Raw genomic sequence first — 21,360 nt, 5'->3', positions numbered from 1 at the left:
GCCGGGGGTCGCGGGTTCGAGTCCCGTCCGCTCCGCCAGTAAATTGAAAGGCCTTCCCCATCGGGAAGGCCTTTTTGCTTTTTGGCATTTGCGAACGGAAATAAGGAAGTGAGGGATACTAGGTAGGGCTGCGACTTGCCACTGGCAACTCGGTCCCGGTCTGTTGTCCCTTGTGCTTGAGCCGGACTCTGTCCGTCTCCCCGTCCGCTCCGCCACCAACAAGAAGCCCAGTCGAAAGACTGGGCTTCTTCTCGTTTTGCATTTCTTCTTGTTTCATCGCCCAGGGGCGCTATGCACTTGGCCCATCAAGCCTTTCCATTTGGCGAGGCCATCGGCATACAATGCCCTCTGGTTTCCAATGGGAGATTTGCCCCTATGTTCTGCCCGCGTTGTGGTGTCAAATCGCTGCAAAAGCGCAGCGAGAAAGAGTTTGCCTGTGGCTGTGGTTTTCATTTTTTCCAGAATGTGGCGTCGGCCGTGATGGTGGCCTTGTGCTGGCAGGATGAAGTGCTGGTTGCGGTGCGAGGGAGAGACCCTGGCAAGGGCTTGCTGGATCTGCCCGGCGGCTTTGTCGACCCCGGTGAGTCGCTGGAAGAGGCGCTGGTCAGGGAGCTGAAAGAGGAGCTGGGGCTGGATCTGACGGGGGAGACGCCTCGCTATCTCGGCTCCTTTGCCAACGTCTATCCCTATGACGACGTGGTCTATCACACCTGCGATACCGTCTTCCTGCTGGAGCTGGCACACAAACCTGTCGTCGTTGCAGCCGACGATGTGGCCGCCTGCGAGTGGCGCAAGCTTGCTGGGATTTCGCCCACCGAGTTTGCCTTCCGTTCCACGGGCGCAGCCATCGGCCAGCTGCAAAGATTGCGGGGATGAGTTGCCTCACAGCTTTCGAGCGTGGCGACCAGATGGCTGAGCTGGAATAAGGGGCTAGCCCGGCAGATGTAGGGTGACGACCAGGCCGCCCTCCTCGCCATTTCTGGCCTCGACCCGCCCACCCTGGGCCTGAATGGCCTTGCGGGTGATGGCAAGACCCAGCCCATAACCCTTGCCCGCCGCGGGGGAACCGATTCTGACGAAGGGATCGAAGATGCTGGAGAGCTTGCTCTCATCCACACCCATGCCCTGATCCGCCACCTCGATGGCAAACTCTGCTCCCTGCCGCTGCAGGGTCAGGGTGATGATCTGTCCCGTCTGGGAGAAGCGCAGGGCGTTGCGCAGCACGTTGTCGAGGGCGCGGCGGATCAGCTCCGCCTGTCCGCAGATGGTGTACTCGACCTCCTCATCCGCCTGCTCCCTTATCTCGACTCCCAGGTGCTGCGCCTCGTAGCGGGTGTCGCTCACCACAGCCTCGACCAGCGCCTGCAGATCGTAATACTCCTCGCCGTCCCGCTCGCCATGGCTGGCGCGGGTGAGGGTGAGCAGCTCGCCGATCATCTTGTCCATGCGCTGGGTCTCGAGCTGGATCCGCGCCAGGGATCCCTCGATCCTGGCTGGATCCTGCTGGGCCAGACCTATGGCCAGTTGCAGCCGGGCTAGGGGGGAACGCAACTCGTGGGAGACGTCGTGCAGCAACTGCTCGCGGCTCTCCACCAGCAGTTGCAGCCGTTCGGCCATGGCATCGAAGTCGTGGGCCGCGTCGCTGATCTCGTCGTGGCGTCGCCGCATCAGAGGGTAGAGGCGAACCCCCAGATCCCCCTGGGCGAGGCGCTCGAACCCCTGCCTGAACCGGTTCATGGGGCGGGTCAGGTGCCAGGCGAGCAGGGCGCTGAAGAAGAGGCCGCCGAGTCCGCCGATCCACCACATGGGGAGCGGCATGTTGAGCCAGTCGCTGCGGGGTTGTGGCGGTGCCAGCTGCCGTTGCAGGCCGGCTGTGTCGTAGTCGAGCCGGTAGTGCTGGCCATCGGCTCCCAGCAGGATACGGCCGGTCTGCGTTGTGGATTGCTCCGTTACGACCGGTTCAAGGCGCAGCAATCCTTGCTCAACTACGGGCCAGCTGGCCTGCAGGGCCGCAACCGCAGTCGGTCCCTGGCGTTGCAGCAGAGCGGCGGCCGAGTCCAGCTGGCGTTCGGCCAGCTGCCTCGCCATCCGCTGTTCCGGTGGCCCCTCGTGGCGATAGAGGCTGAAGGCCACCCACAGCAGCTGGCTCATCATTATGATGGTGAACCAGAAGCCGAACAGTATCTTCCAGAACAGGCGCCCCTTGAGGATCATGCCAGCCGGTATCCTATGCTGCGCACCGTCTCTATGCCGATGGCTTCGCCCGCCAGCGCCTGCAGTTTCTGGCGGATATTGCAGATGTGCACGTCGACGCTGCGATCATAGGGCTCGCGCGGGCGGCCAAGCCCGAGCAGGGAGAGCTCATCCTTGCTGACCACCCGCTCCGGTGAGCGCAGCAGCAGTTCCAGCAGATTGAACTCGGTGGCGGTCAGCTCCAGCGGCGACGCTTGCCAGTGGCACTGGCGGGTGGCAGGGGAGAGCGTCAGGCCGGCGAGGCGCAGGCTGTTGTCCCTGCCGGTTTTGGCGGGCGCGGGCTCGACCCGGCGCAGCACGGCCCTCAGCCTGGCCACCAGCTCCCTCGGGTAGCAGGGCTTGGGCACATAGTCATCGGCCCCCATCTCCAGCCCGATCACCCTATCTATGTTGTCCCCCTTGGCGGTGAGCATGATGACGGGGATCTGGCTGGCGTGGCGGATCTGGCGCAGCACCTCGCTGCCATTGAGGTCGGGCAGCATGATGTCAAGCACCACGGCGGCATAGTTGCCGGAGAGGGCGTGCTGCACGCCGCTCCTGCCGGTCAGCACATGGGTGGTGGCAAAGCCTTCGCCGCCCAGGTATTCGCTCAGCATGGTGCCAAGCTCCAGATCATCGTCCACCAGCAGGATCTTCATCACTCTTCTCCATCTCGGGTCGACGCCATTTTCCCGTGTCCGCTGCCCGCTGACAGCTGCTTTTACGCAATCCTTACACTGCCCTGCAAGAGGCTTAACCGGACATTGGAGTAGATTGCACTGGCTTGTTTCATCCCTTTGTTACACCCAAGGATATCCGTGATGGTCCCTGCCCGTCTCCTCGTTGTTCACCTGCTGCCGCCAGCCCTCTTGCTGCTCGCGGCCGGCTGGCTGTTTGCGCCGTCCGATGCGGCGCCGGCAGCGTCCTACATCACAACCCCGGCCGAGCGGCGCGATCTGGAGCAGAGCGTGCTGGCTGACGGTACCCTGCAGGCTCAGCAGCTGGTGAGCGTGGGGGCTCAGGTGTCGGGGCAGATCAAGGCGTTGCATGTGGCGCTCGGGGAGCAGGTGAAGCAGGGCGATCTGCTGGTCGAGATCGACGATCTCACCCAGCAGAACGCCCTCAAGGATGCCGAAGCCGCCCTCGACAACGTGCAGGCCCAGCTGGCCTCGCGCCGGGCGACCCTGCGCAACAACCAGCTGGTGTTCGAGCGTCAGCGCAAGGTGCTGGCACGGGGGCTCGGCAGCCAGGCCGACTACGACAGCGCCGAGGCGACCCTGACCGCCACCCGTGCCGACATCCGGGCGCTGACGGCGCAATCCGTGCAGGCCCGCATCGCGGTGGACACGGCCCGGGTCAATCTGGGTTATACCCGCATCGTCTCCCCCATGGCGGGCACCATAGTGGCCATCCCGGTGGAGCAGGGACAGACGGTGAATGCGGTGCAGAGCACCCCGACCATGGTCAAGGTGGCGCGGCTCGACACCATGACGGTGGAGGCGCAGATCTCGGAGGCGGACGTGATCCGGGTCAGCGCCGGCCTGCCCATCTACTTCACCGTGCTGGGGGCGCCGGAGCGCCGTTACCAGGCCAGGTTGCGCGCCATCGAGCCCGCCCCCGACTCCATCAATGACGACACGACCAGCAGCAGCTCGACCAGCACGGCCGTCTACTACAACGGCCTGTTTGAGGTGGAGAACCCCGAAGGGGCCCTGCGCATCGGCATGACGGCTCAGGTGCACATAGTGCTGGCGACCGAGCACGACGCTCTGGTGATCCCGGCCATCGCCCTGAGCGGTGACAGGGTGCAGGTGGTGGATGGTGCGGGCCAGCCCCAATGGCGGCAGGTGAAGGTGGGCCTCAACAACAAGGTGGATGCCCAGATCCTGAGCGGCCTCGAGGCCGGGGAATCCGTGGTGGTGAGCCAGTCGACGGCCCAGAGTCAGCAGAGCGGGCGCATGGGCCCGCCCATGGGGATGTGAGCATGATGGAGCCACTGCTGCAACTGAGCGGGATCCACCGCTATTTTGGCGACGGGGATCGGCGCGTCGAGGTACTCAAGGGGATCGATCTGACCATAACGCGGGGGGAGATGGTGGCCATCGTCGGCGCCTCAGGCTCCGGCAAGTCGACCCTGCTCAATATTCTGGGCTGCCTCGATCAGCCGAGCTGCGGTCACTACCGGGTCGCCGGACAGGAGACAGGCCGGCTGACGGCGGATGCACTGGCGGCCCTGCGCCGCGAGCATTTCGGCTTTATCTTCCAGCGCTACCACCTGCTGGGGGATCTCAGTGCCCGCGACAACGTGGCGCTGCCGGCCATTTATGCCGGACTGGCCGGCGATGCGCGAAAGGCCAGGGCCGAGGCCCTGCTGCAGCGGCTCGGGCTGGGTGCCCGTCTCGACTACATGCCGAGTCAGCTCTCCGGCGGTCAGCAGCAGCGGGTCAGCATAGCCCGCGCGCTCATCAATGGCGGTCAGGTGATACTGGCGGACGAGCCGACCGGCGCCCTCGACAGCCAGAGCGGGGCCGAGGTGCTCGGCATACTGCGCGCCCTGCATGGCCAGGGTCATACCCTGGTGATAGTGACCCATGACATGGGGATCGCCGAGCAGGCCGAACGCATCATAGAGCTCAAAGATGGGGCCGTGGTGGCCGATCGCCGCCAGAGACAGGCGACACCCCTGCCTGTGCGGGAGACGGTGCAAACTGGCCGGACGGCCTGGCGCGGTTGGCTGGACAGGTTCACCTCGGCCTTCAGGATGGCGCTGCTGGCCATGCGGGCCCAGCGGATGCGCACCTTCCTCACCATGCTCGGCATCATAATCGGCATCGCCTCCGTGGTTTCCGTGGTGGCGCTGGGGCGCGGCTCCCAGCAACAGGTGCTGGCCAACATCAGCGCAATGGGCACCAGCACCCTGGAGATCTTCCCCGGCAGCGGCTTCGGTGATCGGCGGGCCGAGGCGATCCAGACCCTGCGAGCCGAGGATGCCGACGCCCTGACCAGGCTTGACTATGTGCACAGCGTGACCCCCAGCCTGACCACCAGCGTTACCCTGCGCCGGGGCAGTCAGGCGGTCTCAGGCACGGTAAACGGGGTGGGGGAGCAGTTCTTCCAGGTGCGTGGCTATCGGCTGCTGCAGGGCATGTTGTTCGATGCCGCCAGCGTGGCCAGCCTGGCGCAGGAGGTGGTGATAGACGCGAGCAGCCGGGATCGGCTGTTTGCGGCGGGGGAATCGCCGCTCGGGCAGGTGATCCTGCTGGGCACACTGCCGTGCCGGGTGATAGGTGTGGTGGCCCGCAATCAGAGCGGGTTTGGCAGCGATGAGAACCTCAACGTCTGGATCCCCCACACCACGGCCATGAAGCGGATGCTGGGCCAGAGCCATCTGCGCAGCATCAGCGTGCGGGTGCGGGATGAGGTGGCGCTGGCCGCCGCCGAGGACGGCCTCACCCGGCTGCTGCGCCAGCGCCACGGCACTCAGGATTTCTTCGTGCTCAATACCGACAGCATCCGCCAGACCATCACCAGCACCAATGCCACCCTGACCCTGCTGATCGCCATGATAGCGCTCATCTCCCTGGTGGTGGGCGGCATAGGGGTGATGAACATCATGCTGGTGTCGGTGACCGAGCGTACCCGCGAGATCGGCGTGCGGATGGCGGTGGGGGCCAGGGCCGGCGACATCATGCAGCAGTTTCTGATCGAGGCAGTGCTGGTCTGTCTGCTGGGCGGGGTGGCCGGGGTGCTGCTCGCCCTGCTGGTTGGCGTCTTGTTCGCGCACTTCAGCAGCCAGTTTGCCATGAGCTACTCCCCGGGCGCCGTGCTGGCGGCCTTCTTCTGCTCCAGCCTGATTGGCGTGTTGTTCGGCTTCTTCCCGGCGCGGCGGGCGGCGCGGATGGATCCCATACATGCGCTGGAGCGGGAGTAAGCACACTCTTAGGCGCCTTGGCGCGCCACCCCATTCGCCTGCGGGGGCGGGAGTTCATCCCTCTTCGGCACCCGGGGCGGATTGGCCAGACGGCACCCTGTGCCAGTCCGGCAGCCTGAACAGTGTCATCGACGTGACACAGCCTGCTCTGCGCGGGTTTTCAACCGGGCCCCGTGGCCCGGTTCTTTTTCGCATGCGAAAAAAAGGCGCCACCCGAGGGGGACGCCCGGAAAAATCAAACCTTGCGGTTTGCATATCAACGGAACCAAGACCTCACTCTTTACTTACTTCACACACTCTTCAAAACAGGGCTTGTCCATTAACCCTGCCATTTTCCTCCTTCGACGATCACATCATTGGGATCGGTATCGGCGCTTAAGCGATCGCGCACATACTGGTCATAGAGCTTGAGCAAGTACTTCTCCTCACCCAGCTTGGCAAGACGGTCGTTGACCCAGTCACGCAGCTCGATATTGCCCTTCTTCACCGCCGGTGCTATTGGGTCTTCCGAACCCAGCTTCTCGGGCAGGACCCGGTAGCCCGGATTCTCCTTGGCCCAGCTGAACAGCACCAGATTGTCCTGGGCGTAGGCATCGCCGCGTCCCTGCGCCAGCGCTTGCAAGGATTCGGTATTCTTCTCGAACTTGAGCACCTTCCACTCCGGATGATTGCGGGTCAGCCAGATGTCGGCCGTGGTGCCCGTGGTGACGATCAGGGTCTTGCTGGCCAGATCATCCAGTTTCTTGGCCGCGCTCCCTTCCGGCACCAGCACCTGTACCGCCACTCGCAGGTTCGGGTTGGTGAAATCCACCACCTCACGCCGCTCCGGAGTCACCGTCATATTGGCGAGGATCAGATCCACCTTGTCGCTCTGCAGGAAGGGGATGCGGCTGGCGGGCTCCACTGCCACGAACTCGATCTTGTTCTCGTCCCCCAGCAGGTCCTTGGCGAAGCGGCGACCGAGATCCGTGTCAAAGCCTACGTAGTTCCCCTTCTCATCAACGTAGCCGAAGGGGGGCTTGTCGGTGAAGACGCCGACGATGAGCTTGTCACGCGCCTTGATCTTGTCGAGAGAACCATCCGCCGCATGGGCAGCGCCGCTGGCGAGACCCAGTCCCAGAAAGGCACTAAATAGAACCGAGGTGATTTTTTTCATGCTGACTCCTTTCGTTTGATGACATTTGTATAAGAAAACTTGGCGAGGAACTGGCGCGCACGCTGGCTCCCGGGATTGTCGAAAAATTGATGGGGCGCGGCCTGCTCCAGAATGTGGCCGCCATCCATGAATACGATGCGATCCGCCACCGCCCGGGCGAAGGCCAGCTCGTGGGTGACGATGAGCAGGGTCATGCCGCTGCCGGCGAGATCGCGGATCACCTCCAGCACCTCCTGCACCATTTCGGGATCCAGGGCGGCGGTCACCTCGTCAAACAGCATCACCTGGGGGTTCATGCACAGGGCCCGCACTATGGCGATGCGCTGCTGCTGGCCGCCGGAGAGCTGGCGCGGATAGTCGTGACGCCGCTCCCACAGGCCGATGCGGGTCAGCAACTGCTCGGCTTGCAGCAGCGCCTCTGCCCGCTCCCGCTTCTGCACTTGCAGGGGGCCGAGCAGCACGTTCTCCAGCACCGTCAGGTTGGGGAAGAGGTGATAGCTCTGAAACACCATGCCGATCCGCTGGCGCACTCGTTGCCAGTCGGTGGCACCATCCAGCAGTACGCCATCGAAGCGGATCTCGCCCTCCTGAATGGGCTCGAGCCCGTTGAGAGTGCGCAGCAAGGTGCTCTTGCCGCAGCCGCTCGGCCCCAGAATGACGATCACCTCCCCGGCGCGCACGCTGAGGCTGATCCGATCCAGCACCAGATTCGGGCCGAACTGTTTACTGACAGAACCGAGTTCAAGCAGAGGTGTCATACCGCATTACCCCATTGTTGCTCCAGCCGACGCGAGGCGAGCGAGAGCGGATAGCAGACCAGAAAAAAGAACAGAAACAGCAGACCGTAAATAAGCAGCGAGCCATAGGTGCGCTCGATTATCTGCTGGCCCACCTTGATCACCTCCACCACCCCGATCAGCACCGCCAGCGAACTGGTCTTGATGATGCGGGTGTAGATGTTGATGGTCGGCGGCGTCAGCCGCTGCAACGCCTGTGGCAGCAACACATGGCGATAGAGCTGCCAGGTCGAGAGCCCGAGTGCCAGCCCGGCCTCCTGTTGACCACGAGCCAGGGATCCCAGGCCGCCGCGCACCACCTCCCCCACCTCGCTGGCGCCCCAGAGGGCGAGCACCAGCACGGCGCACCAGAAGGCCGGAATATCGAGGCCGAAAAAGATCGGCAACCCGAAGAAAAAGAGATAGAGCCACACCAGCACCGGCACCACCCGAAACAGCTCGAGATAAAGCCGCAGCAGCCCCCGCACCAACCGACCGCCCTGTTGTGCCAACACGCCGTAAGCGACACCGCCGAGGGTGGCAAACAGGATGGCCAGCAGCGAGATGGCGAGGGTCTGGCCTGCGCCCACCGCCAGCAGTGGCAGCGCCTGCGTCAGCTGCTCAGAGATCGAACTGACCATATTGATCCCTCCTTTCCTGCGTCTTGGTGACGAGAGACGGTGGCAGCAGGAAGATAAGTGCCCACATCGGGATCCTTGCCTGCATCAGCGATTCAGTGACCGAACTGACCATGTTGCAGCCTCCTTTCAACGACTCGCAGGGCGAGGGAGAGCGGCAGAAAGATCAGCACGCACATCAATGTCAGTACCGCCAGCATCTCGTAGGTCTTGTAGTAGAGGGCGATGTAATTCTTGGTGGTGTAGAGCAGCTCGGGTACCGCCACTGCCGAAGCCACGGTCGTCTCCTTGAGCAGAAAGATGAAGTTGGCAAACAGCGCTGGCAGGCTGGCGAGCCAGGCTTGGGGCAGCTGCACGTGGCGCAGCAACTGCCAGCGGGAGAGACCTATGGCCCGGCCCGCCTCCAGCTGGCTGTGGGGCACCGCCTGCACCCCGGCCCGCAGCGCCTCTGTCAGATAGCCACCGCCGAGGAAGGTCATGGCGATCACCGCAGTGGCAAAACCTGACAGCGACAGCCCCAGGGCCGGCAGCCCGAAGTAGAGAAAGAACAGCTGGATCAAGAGCGGCGTGTTGCGGGCCAGCTCCACATAGGCGCGGATCACCCTGTTCAGCCAGGGCCTGTGCAGGCTCAGCAGGGTCACGTTGAGCAAAGCCACAGCGAGCGAGGTGAGGATCACTATGGCGCCGAGCTGCAGCGTGACCCAGATCGACTTGCCAAACGCCGGCAGTGTGGTGAGGACAAAGGACCAGTCGAAGCTCATGCCGGTATCCTCCCGTCACGGCGCAGCCGCTGGGGCAGCACTGTGATGGCGTCCGGGTACTTGATGCCGGCCCCCGTGTTGAGCACCACCACCCGCTCGCCCTCCCGGATCCAGCCCGCTTCGCGCAGCTGACGGGCGGCGGCGAAGGCGGCCGCCCCCTCCGGGCAGACGAAGCTGCCCTCCTGAGAGGCGAGCTGGCGGATCTCGGCGGTAATTGCCCGCTCATCCACGGCGATGGCGCAACCCTCGGTGCGATAGAGGGCGTCCAGCACCAGAAAATCCCCCAGCGCCTTGGGCACATTGATGCCGAAGGCCAGGGTCTGGGAGTCGGGCCAGAAGCGCGACTCGCGCTCCCCCTGCTGCCAGGCCTGCACTATGGGGGCGCAGCCGCTCGCCTGTACCGCCACCAGCCGGGGCAGGTCGCCCTTGATCCAGCCCAGTTCCTGCAACTCCAGCAGCGCCTTGAAGATGCCGATGAGGCCGACGCCGCCACCGGTTGGGTAGAGGATCACGTCCGGCAGCGTCCAGCCGAACTGCTCGGCTATCTCCAGCCCCATGGTCTTCTTGCCCTCGATGCGATAGGGCTCCTTCAGGGTGGAGGCATCGAACAGGGACTGCTCCGCCACCGCCTGGGCGACCTGGCGACCGGCGTCGCTGATGAGGCCATCCACCAGATAGAGGCGGGCACCGGCCAATGAGGTTTCCAGTCGGGTGATGGCGGGGGCCGCCTGTGGCATGACTATGGTGCTGCGCAGGCCGGCGCGGGCACCGTAGAGCGCCCAGGCTGCTCCGGCATTGCCGTTGGTGGGCATGGCGAAATGGGTGACGCCGAGTTCGCGGGCACGGGAGATGCCGACCGCGGCGCCGCGGGCCTTGAAGGATCCTGTGGGTATGATGCTCTCATCCTTCATCCAGAGATCCGGTATACCGATCTGCTTGCCCAGGGTGGGCAGGGCAAGAGCGGGGTGAACCCTTCCCCCAGGGTGACGACGTGAGCGGGATCGCGTACCGGCAGCAGCTCGTGATAGCGCCACAGGCTGGCGGGGCGGCCCAACAGGTCGGTCGGGCGCCAGGCCTGCTTCAGGGCCTCGAGATCGTAGCTTGCCAGCAAAGGCGCCCCTGCCCGGCTCAGTTGCTGGGGCTGGTCGGCATCATGGATCTCGCCTGTCTTGCTGCAACGCAGATGTGATAGGTAGCTGTACGGCATGCTTTATCCTGAATGAGTCGTCTGAGTCAGTTGCTTATTCCATCCTGTGACCCAAGTGCCGGATAACAAACAAAATAAAGTGGCAAACTTAAGCGAAAAAATTCATATGACTCCGTTCAGCCATGCCAGTGTCGGCTCAGAGGGAAGTGGCATCCGCCAGCCAAGCTTGTGGGGGGTTGGGCCATCCGGCACTCTTTGCTACCCTGCCTGTTTCACCGACACCGCAGGGAGCCGCATCGATGCGAGCCATTGTCAGCCTGCTGGCCCTGTCACTGCTGAGTGCCTGCAGCGGCCAGTCAACCAAAGAGGATGCCATGTCAGGGAAAGCGCGCCTTCACTACCCAGTTACTCGCCAGAGCGAGCAGGTGGATCACTACTTCGGCCAGGCCGTGGCCGATCCCTACCGCTGGCTGGAGGATGATCGCAGCCCGGAGACCGAGGCCTGGGTCAGGGCCCAGAACCGGGTGACCCAGGATTACCTGGCGCAGATCCCGTTTCGCGATGCCATCAGGGGCAAGCTGGCCGCCTCCTGGAACTACGCCAAGGAGGGGACGCCGTTTCGCGAGGGGCGCTACCACTACTTCTTCAAGAACGACGGCCTGCAGAACCAGAATGTGCTGTGGCGCCAGCTGGCGGGCAAGCCGGCCGAGGTGTTCCTCGATCCCAACCTGCTCAGCCCCGATGGCACCACGGCGCTGGATCAGCTGAGCTTCTCCCGGGACGGCAAGACGCTTGCTTACTCATTGTCGCTGGCCGGCAGCGACTGGCGCGAGATCCACCTGATGGACGTGGAGAGCAAACAGCCGCTGGAGACACCCCTCAGGGACGTGAAGTTCAGCGGCATCAGCTGGCTTGGCAACGAGGGCTTCTTCTACTCGAGCTACGACAAGCCGGACGGCAGCGAGCTGTCGGCCAGGACAGATCAGCACAAGCTCTACTTCCACCGGCTCGGCACGGCGCAGGAGGAGGACCGCCTGGTGTTCGGCGCCATCCCGGCCCAGCAACACCGCTACGTGGGGGCGACCGTGACCGAGGATGATCGCTACCTGCTCATCTCGGCGGCGGACTCCACCTCCGGCAACCGCCTCTATGTGAAGGACCTGACCCGGGAGGGGGCCCCGCTGCTGACGGTGCAGGGGGATCTGGCTGCAGACGTGAGTCTGGTGGACAACAAGGGCAGCAGGCTTTACCTGCTGACCAACCGGGACGCCCCCAACCGCCGGCTGGTGACTGTGGAGGCGGACAATCCTGGCCCCGAACAGTGGCGCGATCTCATCCCGGAGCGTCAGCAGGTGCTGACGGTGCACAGCGGCAGCGGCTATCTGTTCGCCGAGTACATGGTGGATGCCACCGCCCGGGTCGAGCAGTTCGACCATGACGGCAAGCGGGTGCGCGAGGTGGCGCTGCCGGGGCTCGGTAGCGTGAGCGGCTTCAACGGCAAGCAGGATGATCCCGCGCTCTACTTCGGCTTCGAGAACTATGCCCAGCCGCCCACCCTCTACAAGTTCGAGCCCAACAGCGGGGCCATCAGCCTCTATCGCGCCTCGGCTGCCCCGTTCAAACCGGAGGATTATGTCTCAGAGCAGCGCTTCTACCGGAGCAAGGACGGCACCCGGGTGCCGCTCATCGTCAGCTACCGCAAGGGGCTGAAACTCGATGGCAGCAACCCGACCATCCTCTACGGCTATGGCGGCTTCGATGTGAGCCTGACCCCGAGTTTCAGCGTCTCGGTTGCCAACTGGCTGGATCTGGGGGGCGTCTATGCGGTGGCCAACCTGCGTGGCGGTGGCGAGTACGGCCAGGCCTGGCACCTAGCGGGCACCAGGATGAACAAGCAGAACGTGTTCGACGACTTCATCGCCGCGGCCGAGTACCTCAAGGCCGAGGGTTACACCCGCACCGACCGGCTGGCCATCAGAGGCGGCTCCAACGGCGGTCTGCTGGTGGGGGCCGTCATGACCCAGCGGCCGGATCTGATGCGGGTCGCCCTGCCGGCTGTGGGGGTGCTCGACATGCTGCGCTACCACACCTTCACCGCCGGGGCGGGCTGGGCCTATGACTACGGCACCAGCGCCGACAGCGAGGCCATGTTCGACTATCTGAAGGGCTACTCGCCGCTGCACAGCGTCCGGGCCGGGGTCAGCTACCCCTCGACCCTGGTGACCACGGCGGATCACGACGACCGTGTGGTGCCGGCTCACTCCTTCAAGTTTGCCGCCACCCTGCAGGCTGACGACGCAGGCCCCCATCCCCAGCTCATCCGCATCGAGACCAATGCCGGGCACGGGGCGGGCACGCCGGTGGCCAAGCTGATCGAGCAGAGTGCGGACATCTATGCCTTCACCTTGTTCGAGATGGGTTACCGGCAACTGCCGCGCCAACCATGACCCAGGCGATATGGGTTACCGGCAGTTGCCGGTCAGCCCCTGAGATCAGGGCCCTGCGGGGCCCTTTTTGTTGTCAGCCCCGGCTGCGACCATCCCTGTCTCGCCGCGATCCGGTTTCGGGCGGCGGGGGCCATCCGCCGCGCCCCCGGTGGTATAGTCAGTCACAGGATCAGCATTCAAGGAGTCCATCGTGAAGAAGATCATCTACATACTGCTGGGGCTTGCGTTGGCCGCCCTGGTATCCATAGTCGCTCTGGTGAGCCTGATCGACCCCAATCAGTTCAAGCCCCAGCTGGTGGAGCAGGTGCGCAAGAGCACGGGCCGCGAGCTGGTGATGCAAGGGGATATCGGCTGGCGTTTCTGGCCAAGCCTGGGCCTCTCCCTCGAGAAGGTGGCGCTGCGCAACCCGGCCGGTTTTGCCGAGCCGGATCTGGTGCGCTTCGAGCTGGGCCAGGCCTCGGTGGCCCTGCTGCCGCTGCTCTCCCACCGGCTGGAGATTGGCGAGGTGACGCTGAACGGGGCACACCTTTTCATCCAGACCAAGGCCGATGGCAGCTCCAACCTGAGCGATCTCATCAAGGCGTCCGAGGCTGCCAAGGGCAGCGAGCCTGCGCCAGGTGGCCAGAGCCAGCCCCCTGCGGGTAATGGCCAGACCTGGCAGATCAGCTTGCAGGGTGTAGTGCTGGATCAGGCCAGCGCCCTGCTGCAGGACGATCGCGACGGCACAGTCTCCCGCCTCGAACAGCTCGACCTCAACCTGGGTCAGCTGGTGGTGGATCAGTGGGTGCCTGTGACCCTGGCCGCCAGGGGCGCGCGCGGGGATCTTGCCTTCGATATCAAGGGACAGACTCAGCTCAAGCTGGCCCGAGAGGAGACAGCCAGCGAACTCAAGGATCTCAGCCTGAGCGGCAGCCTGAGTGCGCCGACGCAGCGGCTCGATGCCTTCTCCCTCAAGGCCGACCGGCTGGCACTGGGGCAGTGGAGCAGCCTCACGCTCAGTCTGCAGGGCGCTCAGGGAGCGGCGGATCAGCCGACTCTGGCCGGCTCCCTGGAGGGGACCCTCAAGGCGCGGCTCGATCAGGGGCAGCAACTGCTGGAAGTGTCGGATGCGGTGCTGGCCGCCAAGCTGCAAGGCTCGGCTTTGCCGCGCCCGCAACTGGATCTCAAGCTGGCCGGCTTTGCCCGCGCCGAGCTCGACAAGCAGACCATCACCCTGAGCAAGCTGGTGCTGGATGCCGACAAGACACTGCTGAGCGGGGAGGGGGTGGTGCGGCTCGGCGCCGTGCCCAGGGTCGACTTCGATCTCAAGGGCGACAAGCTGGATCTCGACGCCTGGCTCGGCAAACCGGCAGCGACCCAGGCCGCAGCGCCAGCGCCTTCGGCTCCCGCTAAGGCGACGGACAAGGGGGCCGCCCCCAAGGTGGCCCAGGCACTCTCGGCGGTGGAGCCGGATCTGAGCGCCCTCAAGGCGTTTGATCTGGCCGGTCGGCTGCAACTGGGCAGCCTGCGGCTGAAGGGACTGGACTTGAGCACCGTCGATCTGCAGCTGGCGCTGGCGGGTGGCCAGCTCAGCCTCAAGCAGTTCAGCGCCGGCGTGGCCGGCGGTCAGGTGACGGCGAACGGCGTGCTCGATGCCCGTCAGCAACCTGCCCGCTACCAGGTACACAAGCGGGTGCAGGGGGTGAATGTGCGCCCGTTGCTGCAGACCCTGGCCCAGAGCGATCTGCTGGAGGGCAAGGGGGATCTCGAGGTACAGGTACAAGGTAGTGGCCTCTCCGAGCAGGCGCTGCGCAGCCAGATGCAGGGCAAGGTGAGCCTCAAGCTGAGCGATGGTGCCCTGCACGGCATCAACCTGGCGGAGATGATCCGCGAGGCGCGGGCCACCCTGACCGGCAAGGGGGCCGAGCAGGTCAAGGAGGCCCGCAAGACCGACTTCAGCGCCCTCACTGCCAGCTTCCAGATTGCCAACGGCGTGGCCCGCACCAACGACATCCAGCTGTTTGCCCCGGCCCTGCGGGTGAAAGGCGAGGGCCAGACAGCCCTGGTGCCGGAAACCCTGGATTTCCTGTTCCTCACCTCCATCGTCGAGAGCAGCAAGGGCCAGGGCGGCAAGGATGTGGATGAGCTCAAAGAGATCACCATACCGGTGCGCATCGGCGGTCACTGGCAGGCTCCCAGCTACCGGCTCGACGTGAAGGCCTTGCTCGGCAACAACAAGCTGCTGGAGGAGAAGGCCCGCAAGGAGGCCGAGCGCGGCCTGAAAAAATTGCTGGGGGACAAGGCCGACAGCGAAGGCGTCAAGGGGGTGGCGGATCAGCTGCTCAAGGGCTTGTTCAAGTAGTTATCCCCCCCCCCTTTCATTGTCATTCAGAGCCCGCCCCGAGCGGGCTCTTTGCTGCCACTCGTCCATGTGTCTGGGCTTGGCTGCTCACTGTCGGATGGGGCTGGCAGCAAGAGTTCCATGGTTGCTTCTGGTTAAAAATAGGGATGTAGCCTTGGCTCAAAGGTGATATCACTGTTGGTTTACCAAGGAGTAGATGAATGAGTCGAAGTGAAGTCGTGAGAGAGATATCCCATCCGGACTGGCCTCTGGTCTGGCAGATCTATGGCAGCAGCTTCCCGCGCTACGAGCAACGCCAGCCGCAGCATCAGCAGGTCAAGATGGCGGATCCTCACTTTCACTGTCAGCTCTTTTATCAAGGCGACGTGCTGCTTGGCTTCATCTTCTGGTGGGCCTGCGACGAGCAGATTTATATCGAGCATCTGGCCATCAATCCGGCCCTGCGCGGCCAGAACCATGGCTCCCGCCTGCTTGCCGCCTTCTGCGAGACGGCGGGGCGCACCGTCATCCTGGAGATAGACCCGCCAGAGGATGAGATTGCCATCCGGCGGCTGCGCTTCTACCAGTCGCTGGGCTTTTGCCTCAACGACCATGACCATGTGCATCCGCCCTATCATCCCGACTATCAGGGGCACGGGCTGCGGGTGCTGAGCTACCCAAATCCCATCAACCCCGCTGAGTACCAGCAGTTCAACCGGATGCTGGTGACGCGGGTGATGGATCATGGCTTGACTGCCTGACCGGCAGCCAGGGTGAAGAACAAGGAGGTTCAATGAACAGGAATGTGCTGATCACGGGTGGCAGCCGGGGGATTGGAGCCGCCACAGCCCGCCATCTGGCGGGGCAGGGTTATCACCTCTGCATCAACTATCGGCGTGATCGGCAGGCTGCCGAGGCGCTGGTGGCCGAGATCCGGGCGCAACATCCGGTCGACTGCATAGCGGTGCAGGCGGATATCAGCGTCGAGGCCGAGGTGGTGCGCCTGTTCGGGGAAATGGACGCGCGGCTCGGGGTGATCACCCATCTGGTCAACAACGCCGGCATCTTGCAGCCCCAGATGAAGGTGCTGGAGATGAGCGCCGAGCGCATCAACAAGACCCTGACCACCAATGTGACCGGCTATTTTCTCTGCTGCCGGGAGGCGGTGCGGCGCATGACCCGTGGCGGCGCTATCGTCAACGTCTCCTCGGCCGCCGCTCGCCTCGGCGCGGCGGGTGAATACGTGGACTATGCCGCCTCCAAGGGGGCCATAGACGTGCTGACCAGAGGCTTGTCGCTGGAGGTGGCGGCGCAGGGGATCCGGGTCAACGGGGTGCGTCCGGGTTTTATCTACACTGAGATGCATGCCGACGGCGGTGAACCCGAGCGGGTGGAGAGGGTGAAAAGCCAGATCCCGCTGCAGCGGGGCGGTCAGCCGGCCGAGGTGGCCGCCGCCATCGCCTGGCTGCTGTCGGATGAAGCCTCCTACGCCACCGGCACCTTTATCGACCTTGCCGGAGGGCGATAGGCATCTGGTGCAGACTTGGTTGAAGGGGGCTGAATTAATCCGCCCCCAAACCAAGATTATTCGTAGACGGCAGTGGCTGTCAGTAACTGGTCGGCGAAGGTGAATATTTCATCGATTGAGCCGATAGGATGCCGGGTTTCTTTTTTATCGGCATCAAATAATCCAAGATATTTCTGCTTCGAATTGAAATGTAATCGGCAAAGCGGCTTGCGGTTATTATCGTCGAGCAGGATGCCAAAATAACTCTGGGTGTCTCTTGCCGCGATCCTGGTTACATCAAATTGTTGTCTCAGGATAGCTTTGACGACGTTGAAGCCTTCTACTTCCTCAATGCTGGTATCTATCTTCGATTTTTCTTCATTATTTGTCTCAGGCTCATTGTTATCGCTTGATGTGGCACTATCAAATGCAGGTGGAATGGCCGAGGCGCTGACACTGCTACCAATCGCAGATTTCAATCTGGCATTGATGCTGTCATTGAGGAATTGGCTGAGAGCCTTCTTGGTGATATCGGTAAAGGACTGTTTTACCCTTGCGGTAAGTACGCCGTCATAGATCCGGGATGCAAAGAACTTAACAAAATCCTCTTCTGGCGAGCCAAACTGCTCGGCTAGCAGTTTCTTGATCTGGCTGAGGTATTTTAGCTCTCCTGCTGCATCGACCACAGATTCAACATCGAAGGAGGTCTTGGTCAGCTTCAATACCTCAGGCACTATGTGTTCATCGATATCTTCCAGATCCAGCGTTAAAAATGGTTTTTCATCCATTTTGTTTGGCGCATCAAGATCTGTATAGAACTCATATTGTGCACCATTGGTCAGAATGCCGATCCGAGCATTGGTGACTGAAAAATAGCGAAAGAGTTGACCCGAGTGCTTGGCTGACAGCTTTTCACTGTATTTTTTGCACTCAACCAGGATTTGTACCTGTCCATCTTTGAGAATGGCGTAGTCAACTTTCTCTCCTTTTTTGATCCCCGTATCTGCGGTGAATTCCGGAATCACCTCCGTGGGATCAAACACATCATAACCGAGAACACGGTTGAGAAATGGCATGACAAACGCGTTCTTGGTTGCTTCTTCAGTGGTGATCATCGATGACTGTTGAGCAATCTTTTTGGCGAGGCTCTGTAGCTGTTCTGAAAAATCCATTTTTTCCTCTCTGCATGGAGACTGGGGCTGGCACTGTTGAGTCGATATTCATCCCCGTCATATCGGGGCAGAAACAGGGTGATGACATAGACACAGGTTGTCTCTGCTTATATTCAGCAAAGTGCCATACGATGCCAAGGTTGGCATGCCTGAAACAGGATCCAGCTCACCGCTATTGAGTTTTACATGAAAGAAAGCTGGGCCAGGGGCTGACATTCATAATGAAAAGGGGCGCCGCAGCGCCCCTTTTCATTGCTCCAGCCGAGCCTTGCTTTACTCCCCCAACAGCAGTTGCCAGACTGCCAGCACATGGCCGCGCTCGGGCTGCAACTGGTCGTCGCCCACCTTGCGGGAGATCTCCGAGAGGTTGAGACGATGGCCCCGGTTGCGGATCTCCAGATAGGCCTGCTTCAGCCCCTCCGCCTGCTCCAGGGTGAGCACCCCCACCATGACGCACTCATCGAAGATGCGCACATTATCGGACCAGCGGGTGAGGGGCTCGGGCTCGCCGCTGGCATGGGCCAGCACCAGATACTGGGCGATGAATTCGATATCCACCATGCCGCCGGGGGACTGCTTGAGATCGAACTCGCCAGTACCGGCCTTGAGCAGGTGATCCCGCATCTTGTGGCGCATCTCGCGCACCTCGCGGGCCAGGGTCGGCAGGTCGCGCTCCTTGGCCAGCACGGCACGGCGGATGCGGGCAAACTCGGCGATGACCGCCTCATCCCCGTAGATGGGGCGGGCCCGCACCAGCGCCTGATGCTCCCAGGTCCAGGCCTCGTGCTGCTGATACTGCTCATAGGCCGACAGCGATGAGACCAGCAGGCCGGAATCGCCGGAGGGGCGCAGCCGCATGTCGATCTCATAGAGGATCCCGGATGGGGTGCGGGTGCTGAACAGGTGCAGGATCCGCTGGGCGAGGCGCAGGTAGAACTGGCGGCTGTCGATGGGTTTGCGCCCGTCTGTGTAGCTGTTGGGATCGCCGCCGTGCAGGAAGACGAGATCCAGATCCGAGCCGTAGCCCAGTTCTATGCCGCCGAGCTTGCCGTAGGCCACAACGGCGAAGCCGCGCTGGCCGCTCACCGCCACTTCGGGCGGCACCCCGTAGCGTTCGCTCATCTGGGCCCAGGCCTGATTGACCACCTCCTCGGTGATCGCCTCCGCCAGCCAGGTGAGGTGGTCGCTTACCTTCATCAGCGGCAGGGCGCCGGCGATGTCGGCCGCCACGATACGCAAGAGCTGCACCTGCTTGAACTGGCGCAGCGCCTCCATCTGCTGCTCCACGTCCTCCTCGGGGATGCGCAGCAGAAACTGGCGCAGCTGGGGCTTGTACTGATCGAGCGGAGTGGGGTGGTAGAGGTGCTGGGGATCGAGCAGCTCGTCCAGCAAAATCGGGTAGCGGGCCAGCTGCTCGCTCACCAGATGGCTGGCGTCGCACAGCCGCACCAGTTGGCGCAGGGCGGCGGGGTTTTCCGCCAGCAGCTGCAGATAGGCGCTGCGGGTGAAGATGCGGGTCAGCAGCTCGCACACCCGCTCGAACAGGCGGGCGGGTTGCTCGCTGGCGACCACCAGTCGCAGCAGCTCCGGCATCAGCCAGTCCAGGGCGATGCGCCCCTGCGGGCCCACCTGACGGCGTTTGTACTCCTCCTTGAAACGCAGCAGGGCACCGCAGAGCGGAACCGGATCCTGGACGCCCTGCGCTATGAGCAATTTCTCCAGCTCGGCGGCATCGAGCTCGGTGCGCCAGAGATCGAGCCAGAGCTGCTCCAGATGGGCGGGGGCCTCCTTCTCTTCGCCCACCACGGCGGCAAACTCCTGATGAACGGCGGCCATCTCCTCATCCAGATGAGCCATAAAGGCGCCCCAGTCGGCAAAACCGAGGGAGGCGATCAACCGCTGGCGATCCCGCTCTTCGGTGGGCAGGGTCTGGGTCTGCTGATCGCCTATCTCCTGCAGAATATTCTCGACCCGGCGCAGGAAGCGGTACGCCACCAGCAAGCGGTCGCAATGCTCTGCCTCAAGGGCGCCGCACAGGGCGATGGCGGCCAGCGCCTCCGGCAGGTGGCGCACCCGCAGGGCGGGTTCGCGGCCGCCGCGAATGAGTTGCAGCGCCTGGGCGATAAACTCCACCTCGCGAATGCCGCCAGCCCCCAGCTTGATGTTGCCCTCCAGCCCCTTGCGGCGCACCTCGGCGGCTATCATCGCCTTCATCTGGCGCAGGCCGTCGATGACGCCGAAGTCGATGTAGCGGCGAAACACGAAGGGGCGCAGCATCTCGGCGAGTGCAACGGCGTGCTCGCACTGGGGTCCCAGTACCCGTGCCTTGACCATGGCGTAGCGCTCCCAGTTGCGGCCGTGGTGCTGGTAGTAATCCTCCATGGCGGCAAAGGAGATGGCGAGCGGGCCCGCGTCGCCGAAGGGGCGCAGCCGCATGTCGACCCGGAACACCTGACCATCCTGGGTGGGCTGGTGGAGGGCGTTGATCAGCCGCTGCCCCAGCTTGATGAAGAAGGGCTGGTTGGCCAGCTCGCGCCGTCCGCCGACCGTGTAGCCGTTCTCGGGGAAGGTGAAGATGAGATCGATATCCGAGGAAAAGTTGAGCTCGCCGCCGCCGAGCTTGCCCATGCCGAGGATGAGCAGCGGCTGCGGGTTGCCATCCCCGTCCATGGGGGTGCCCAGCTCGCCGCACTGCTTCTCGTAGAGCCAGTCGCGGGCGGAGCAGATGAGGGCATCCGCCAGCTTGGTGAGGTGGATAAAGCTCTCCTCCACCGCGGCGTGGCCCAGCAGCTCGCGCCAGGCGATCACCAGCATGCGACTGCGTCTGAACTGGCGCAGGGTGCGCTTGAGTGCCTCTTCATCACTCACCTCGGCAAGCAATGCGGTCAGATCGCTTTGATAGGCGGGCCAGCGCTCGGCGCGCTCGAGATCCCCGGAGGCGAGGATCTGCGCCAGCAGCTCGGGCTGCTTGATGAGCGAGTCGGAGACGAAGTCGGAGAGGCCGAGCAGGGTCAGCAGGGTCTGGCGAATCGCATCGGGCAGGGCATCATAGTCGGGCGCCAGCTCGACCAGCCGCTGCCACTGGCGTTGGGCCTGATCCTGCAGCAAGGGCACAAGAGAGGAGGGGAGGGAGAGAGAAGCTGAATGCTGGGCCACGGTTGCCGTCCTTGTGGTTAACGGATCTGCAGGGTGAATGAAAATGCTGGCAGCCAATCTAGCACTGTCGAGCGGCTCGGCACAGTGCGACGGGCGAGTCGCTCGCAGGTACTCTCA

General features: G+C 63.4%; 15 protein-coding genes and 1 pseudogene. 7 read left to right on the top strand and 9 right to left on the bottom strand.

What is annotated here, in order from left to right:
• The first annotated feature begins 375 nt into the window (after nucleotides 1-375).
• Nucleotides 376-876: an NUDIX hydrolase gene (locus tag ACM3N8_RS19980; RefSeq protein ID WP_241280571.1), complete on the top strand. Its 501-nt coding sequence runs from the start codon at nucleotides 376-378 to the stop codon at nucleotides 874-876.
• A 54-nt stretch (nucleotides 877-930) separates the two neighbouring features.
• Here ACM3N8_RS19980 and ACM3N8_RS19975 read toward each other — a convergent pair whose 3' ends face one another.
• Both ACM3N8_RS19975 and ACM3N8_RS19970 read right to left on the bottom strand, forming a co-directional pair.
• Nucleotides 931-2,214: an ATP-binding protein gene (locus ACM3N8_RS19975; RefSeq protein ID WP_241280570.1), complete on the bottom strand. Its 1,284-nt coding sequence runs from the start codon at nucleotides 2,212-2,214 to the stop codon at nucleotides 931-933.
• Nucleotides 2,211-2,891 (bottom strand): response regulator transcription factor, encoded by a 681-nt coding sequence (locus tag ACM3N8_RS19970; protein ID WP_416016523.1) that lies wholly within the window; start codon nucleotides 2,889-2,891, stop codon nucleotides 2,211-2,213. Before ACM3N8_RS19970 ends, ACM3N8_RS19975 begins: the two co-directional genes overlap by 4 nt.
• A 162-nt stretch (nucleotides 2,892-3,053) precedes the next feature.
• Between ACM3N8_RS19970 and ACM3N8_RS19965 the strand changes: the two genes are divergently transcribed.
• On the top strand, nucleotides 3,054-4,214 hold the full coding sequence (locus ACM3N8_RS19965; protein ID WP_416016522.1) for an efflux RND transporter periplasmic adaptor subunit: 1,161 nt from the start codon (nucleotides 3,054-3,056) through the stop codon (nucleotides 4,212-4,214).
• A gap of 2 nt (nucleotides 4,215-4,216) precedes the next feature.
• Nucleotides 4,217-6,163, top strand: a complete 1,947-nt coding sequence (locus ACM3N8_RS19960) for a MacB family efflux pump subunit (RefSeq protein ID WP_290022773.1) — start codon at nucleotides 4,217-4,219, stop codon at nucleotides 6,161-6,163.
• Nucleotides 6,164-6,482: 319 nt separating this feature from the next.
• On the opposite strand, the gene ACM3N8_RS19955 is transcribed toward ACM3N8_RS19960, so the two are convergent.
• The 5 genes and pseudogenes from ACM3N8_RS19955 to ACM3N8_RS19935 form a co-directional block, all read right to left on the bottom strand.
• On the bottom strand, nucleotides 6,483-7,319 hold the full coding sequence (locus ACM3N8_RS19955) for a transporter substrate-binding domain-containing protein (protein ID WP_416016521.1): 837 nt from the start codon (nucleotides 7,317-7,319) through the stop codon (nucleotides 6,483-6,485).
• On the bottom strand, nucleotides 7,316-8,077 hold the full coding sequence (locus ACM3N8_RS19950) for an amino acid ABC transporter ATP-binding protein (RefSeq protein WP_290019286.1): 762 nt from the start codon (nucleotides 8,075-8,077) through the stop codon (nucleotides 7,316-7,318). Before ACM3N8_RS19950 ends, ACM3N8_RS19955 begins: the two co-directional genes overlap by 4 nt.
• Nucleotides 8,074-8,736 carry an amino acid ABC transporter permease gene (locus ACM3N8_RS19945; protein ID WP_290019287.1) on the bottom strand — a complete coding sequence of 221 codons (663 nt, stop codon included), beginning with the start codon at nucleotides 8,734-8,736 and terminating at the stop codon, nucleotides 8,074-8,076. The genes ACM3N8_RS19950 and ACM3N8_RS19945 overlap by 4 nt, the downstream gene beginning before the upstream one ends.
• 92 nt (nucleotides 8,737-8,828) lie before the next feature.
• Nucleotides 8,829-9,494, bottom strand: a complete 666-nt coding sequence (locus ACM3N8_RS19940; RefSeq protein WP_290019288.1) for an amino acid ABC transporter permease — start codon at nucleotides 9,492-9,494, stop codon at nucleotides 8,829-8,831.
• Nucleotides 9,491-10,701, bottom strand: a pseudogene (locus ACM3N8_RS19935) (threonine synthase). The gene ACM3N8_RS19940 and the pseudogene ACM3N8_RS19935 overlap by 4 nt, the downstream one beginning before the upstream one ends.
• A gap of 239 nt (nucleotides 10,702-10,940) precedes the next feature.
• Between ACM3N8_RS19935 and ACM3N8_RS19930 the strand changes: the two are divergent.
• The 4 genes from ACM3N8_RS19930 to ACM3N8_RS19915 all read left to right on the top strand — a co-directional run bounded on the left by ACM3N8_RS19930 (nucleotide 10,941) and on the right by ACM3N8_RS19915 (nucleotide 16,936).
• Nucleotides 10,941-13,088, top strand: a complete 2,148-nt coding sequence (locus tag ACM3N8_RS19930) for a prolyl oligopeptidase family serine peptidase (RefSeq protein WP_416016520.1) — start codon at nucleotides 10,941-10,943, stop codon at nucleotides 13,086-13,088.
• A gap of 190 nt (nucleotides 13,089-13,278) precedes the next feature.
• A complete protein-coding gene (locus tag ACM3N8_RS19925) occupies nucleotides 13,279-15,429 on the top strand; it encodes an AsmA family protein (protein WP_416016519.1) in 2,151 nt (716 codons plus the stop codon).
• Between the two features lie 200 nt (nucleotides 15,430-15,629).
• Complete coding sequence (locus ACM3N8_RS19920; protein WP_241280562.1) at nucleotides 15,630-16,169, top strand: GNAT family N-acetyltransferase; 540 nt, start codon at nucleotides 15,630-15,632, stop codon at nucleotides 16,167-16,169.
• A gap of 32 nt (nucleotides 16,170-16,201) precedes the next feature.
• The gene (locus ACM3N8_RS19915; RefSeq protein WP_241280561.1) at nucleotides 16,202-16,936 is read left to right on the top strand and encodes an SDR family oxidoreductase; all 735 of its coding nucleotides are present in this window, start codon (nucleotides 16,202-16,204) and stop codon (nucleotides 16,934-16,936) included.
• A 56-nt stretch (nucleotides 16,937-16,992) separates the two neighbouring features.
• On the opposite strand, the gene ACM3N8_RS19910 is transcribed toward ACM3N8_RS19915, so the two are convergent.
• Together ACM3N8_RS19910 and glnE are read right to left on the bottom strand one after the other, a co-directional pair.
• Nucleotides 16,993-18,087 (bottom strand): type I restriction endonuclease, encoded by a 1,095-nt coding sequence (locus tag ACM3N8_RS19910; RefSeq protein WP_098980718.1) that lies wholly within the window; start codon nucleotides 18,085-18,087, stop codon nucleotides 16,993-16,995.
• Between the two features lie 273 nt (nucleotides 18,088-18,360).
• A complete protein-coding gene (glnE, locus tag ACM3N8_RS19905) occupies nucleotides 18,361-21,243 on the bottom strand; it encodes a bifunctional [glutamate--ammonia ligase]-adenylyl-L-tyrosine phosphorylase/[glutamate--ammonia-ligase] adenylyltransferase (protein WP_290019292.1) in 2,883 nt (960 codons plus the stop codon).
• Nucleotides 21,244-21,360 lie beyond the last annotated feature (117 nt).

The organism is Aeromonas sp. A04, from assembly GCF_047780465.1.
Taxonomy (GTDB): Bacteria; Pseudomonadota; Gammaproteobacteria; order Enterobacterales; family Aeromonadaceae; genus Aeromonas; species Aeromonas bestiarum.
This window is presented reverse-complemented; position numbering and strand designations above follow the sequence as displayed.